Annotated in this window: 3 protein-coding genes; all 3 read right to left on the bottom strand. The window is 63.9% G+C overall.

Annotated features, from left to right (window positions below; translation table 11 throughout):
- Nucleotides 1-676, bottom strand: a 676-nt coding sequence (locus EN925_RS30015) for a sugar ABC transporter permease (protein WP_164894478.1), incomplete at its 3' end; no start/stop codon positions are given.
- A 241-nt stretch (nt 677-917) separates the two neighbouring features.
- Nucleotides 918-2,177: an ABC transporter substrate-binding protein gene (locus EN925_RS30010; RefSeq protein WP_013528574.1), complete on the bottom strand. Its 1,260-nt coding sequence runs from the start codon at nt 2,175-2,177 to the stop codon at nt 918-920.
- A gap of 2 nt (nt 2,178-2,179) precedes the next feature.
- Nucleotides 2,180-3,035, bottom strand: an 856-nt coding sequence (locus EN925_RS30005) for an N-acetylmuramic acid 6-phosphate etherase (RefSeq protein ID WP_128337141.1), incomplete at its 5' end; no start/stop codon positions are given.

The raw sequence follows: 3,035 nt of genomic DNA, 5'->3' as shown, positions 1-3,035 counted from the left end.
AGATGATGCCGATCGACGGCAGGATCAGCGGCAGCTTGATCTTCCAGAACTGCGCCAGGCCGGTAATGCCATCGCATTCGGCGGCCTCGATCACCTCTTCGGGGATCGACAGCAGGGCGGCGTAGATCAGCATCATCGGGATGCCGACGAACTGCCACACCGAAATCAGGCTGAGTGCGGTGAGCGCATATTGTTCCTTGCCGAGCCATGGCGTGAACAGGCTTTTCAGGCCGACGAGATCCATCAGATGCGGCGCCACGCCCCACAACGGGGACAGGATCAGCTTCCAGGCGAAACCGACGATGACGAAGGACAGGATGGTCGGCACGAAGATCGCCGTGCGGTAGAAGGCCGCGAACCTCAGTCTCGGGCTGGACAGAAGCGCGGCCAGCATGACGCCGATCGGGTTCTGCACCAGCATGTGGATGATAAAGAACCAGGTGTTGTTCCTCAGCGCGTTCCAGAAACCCACCGACCAGTTGGGATCGCCGAACAGCATGCGGAAGTTTTCCAGCCCGACGAAGACCTGGTGCTGCTCGATGTTGCGGAACAGCGAGAGCTGCAGCGTGCCGGCGAGCGGCAGGATCATGATTGCCGTGTAGACAAGCACCGCCGGCGCCAGGAAGACGCCTATATGCCAGCGGAACGGTCTTTTCGCTCTGATATCTGCGGCCATGAGTTCGGTCCCCGCCGTCTCTCGGTTCCAAAGGGTATCGATCTAGATGATGCCTCGATGCACGGCCCGACCATTCCTGCCGATGCGGCAGGAACAAAGGCCTGCGACTGATCAGCTAGCCTTCCCCGAAGAGAGGGTAAGGCCGGGAGGCGGTGCCGACAATCGCAATCCGAATAGGCTTTGAATGAGGTAGTCCGGAACCGGCCAGGCGTGCGCCAGGCCGGTTCCGTTGCCTGAGCTCTTACTTGGCCGGATGGTACCAGCTATCGAGGCCGGTCTGCAGCTTCTTGGCCGCCGCTTCCGGCGTATCGGTGCCGTTGATGACGTTGGCCGATTCAACCCAGGTCTCGTTCTCGAGGTTCGGCGTGCCGCGCGACAAGATCTGGTAGGTCGAGCGGATCGTCGACTTGCACTTGCCGCGCCAGGAGACGAATTCCTGCGCCAGCGGGTCTTCCATCTTCACCGGCGAGGAGTTCAGGCTGAAGAAGCCCGGCAGTGCGTTGGCGTAGATGGTTGCGAAATCCGGCGAGGCGACCCAGGACAGGAAGGTCTTGGCCGCATCGGCGTTCTTCGAAGCCGCATTCAGGCCCATGCCGATATCGGTATGGTCGGAGATGTAGCAGGTGTCGCCGGCCTTCTCGACCGGCGGCGGGAAGGCGCCCATCTTGAACTGCGCCTGGGTGTTGAACAGGCCGATCTCCCACGAGCCGGCCGGGTAGATGGCGGCGCGGCCGAGCGTGAACAGGTTCTGGCTGTCCGGATAGGTCTGCGCCTCGAAGCCATCGCCGAGATAAGGCTTCCACTTGGCCAGTTCCTCATACGGCGCGACCCAGTCCTTGTCGGTCAGCTTCTGATCGCCCTTGATCAGCGCCGCGCGGCCGTCCTCGCCCTTCCAGTAGTTGGGGCCGATGTTCTGGTAGCCCATGGTCGCGGCTTCCCAGAGATCCTTGGTGCCCATCGCCATCGGGATGTAGGTGCCGTCGGCCTTAATCTTGTCGAGCGCGGCGAAGAACTCGTCGCGGGTCTCCGGCACCTTGATGCCGAGCTTGTCGAAGGCGTCCTTGTTGTAGATGAAGCCGTGGATGACCGAGGCCATCGGCACGCAGAAGCTCGCCTTGCCGTCGTCGGTCTGCCAGGCGGACTTGGCCACCGGCGAAAAGTTCTCCATGCCAGGCAGCGCCGAGAGATCGGCAAGGTTGCCCTTCTTGAACAGCTCAAGCGACTTGTCGAACGGGCGGCAGGTGATCAGGTCGCCCGCCGAGCCGGCGGCGAGCTTGGCGCCGAGCGCGGCGTCATATTCGGTCGGAGCCGAGGGTGCGAACACGACCTTGATGCCCGGGTTCTTGGCTTCGAAAGCCGGGATCAGCTTGTCCTTCCAGATGGCAAGGTCGTCGCCGCGCCAGCTTTCGATGTTGAGCGTTACGTCGTCGGCGTGAGCCAACCCGGCCGAGCCGAGAATGCTGGTGCCCAAAAGCAGTGCCGTCAGTAGTTTCGTTGTCATGCTCAGTCTCCCTGTTGACCTTTTTCAGGTTCGGTTTTGATGAGAACAGAGGCTTTTGAGCCCTTGCTCCCCTCTATAGCGGAAAGGGCCGGCCGCAACTTCTGGCCGGCCTCTTCCAGTATCTTCTGCGCCGCGTCAGTGCTGTCGGCGCCGGCGGCGAGCAGAATGGCGGTCTTGACCGCGCCGCCGCTCTTTTCGAGCAGGCGGGCCGCTTCGTCCGTGCCGCGGCCGCTGACGGCGGCGACGATACGCGCCGCGCGGTCGCGCAGCTTGATGTTGTCGGCCATGAGATTGACCATGTAGCCGTCATGCACATGGCCGAGATGGATGGCGGTCAGCGTCGACAGCATGTTGAGCGCGATCTTCTGGGCAGTGCCGGCGCCCATGCGCGTGGAGCCGGCGATCAGTTCCGGCGGCGTTTCGAGCAGGATGGCGGTTTGTGCCTGGCGCAGCAGCGCAGAGTCCCTGTTGTTGGCGATGCCGATGGTGGCAGCGCCGCGGCGGGCAGCCTCCTCGATGGCCCGCACGGCATAGGGCGTCGTGCCGCTGGCGGAAATGGCGATCAGGCAGTCGCCCTTGCCGAGGCCGGCCTCGGCGACCGCTGCCGCGGCTTCCTCGGTGTCGTCTTCCGGCCCGCCGGCCAGCGTGCGGAAAGCGTCGTCGCCGCCGGCGATCAGGATGGCGATGCGGTCGCGGTGAATGCCGAAGGTGCCCGGCAGCTCCAGCGCATCGGCCAGTGCCATCAGGCCTGAGCTGCCGGCCGCGGCGTAGGCAAGCTTGCCGCCGCCCTTCAGCCTGCCGGCGATGATCTCGGCGGCCCTGGCGATGGATGGAATGGCATGGCGCACCACCTTGGCG

It is taken from the genome of Mesorhizobium sp. M7A.F.Ca.US.006.04.2.1, assembly GCF_004022915.1.
Taxonomy (GTDB): domain Bacteria; phylum Pseudomonadota; class Alphaproteobacteria; order Rhizobiales; family Rhizobiaceae; genus Mesorhizobium; species Mesorhizobium ciceri.
The sequence above is the reverse complement of the archived record's forward strand: the minus strand, read 5'-3'. Positions and strand labels throughout refer to the sequence as shown.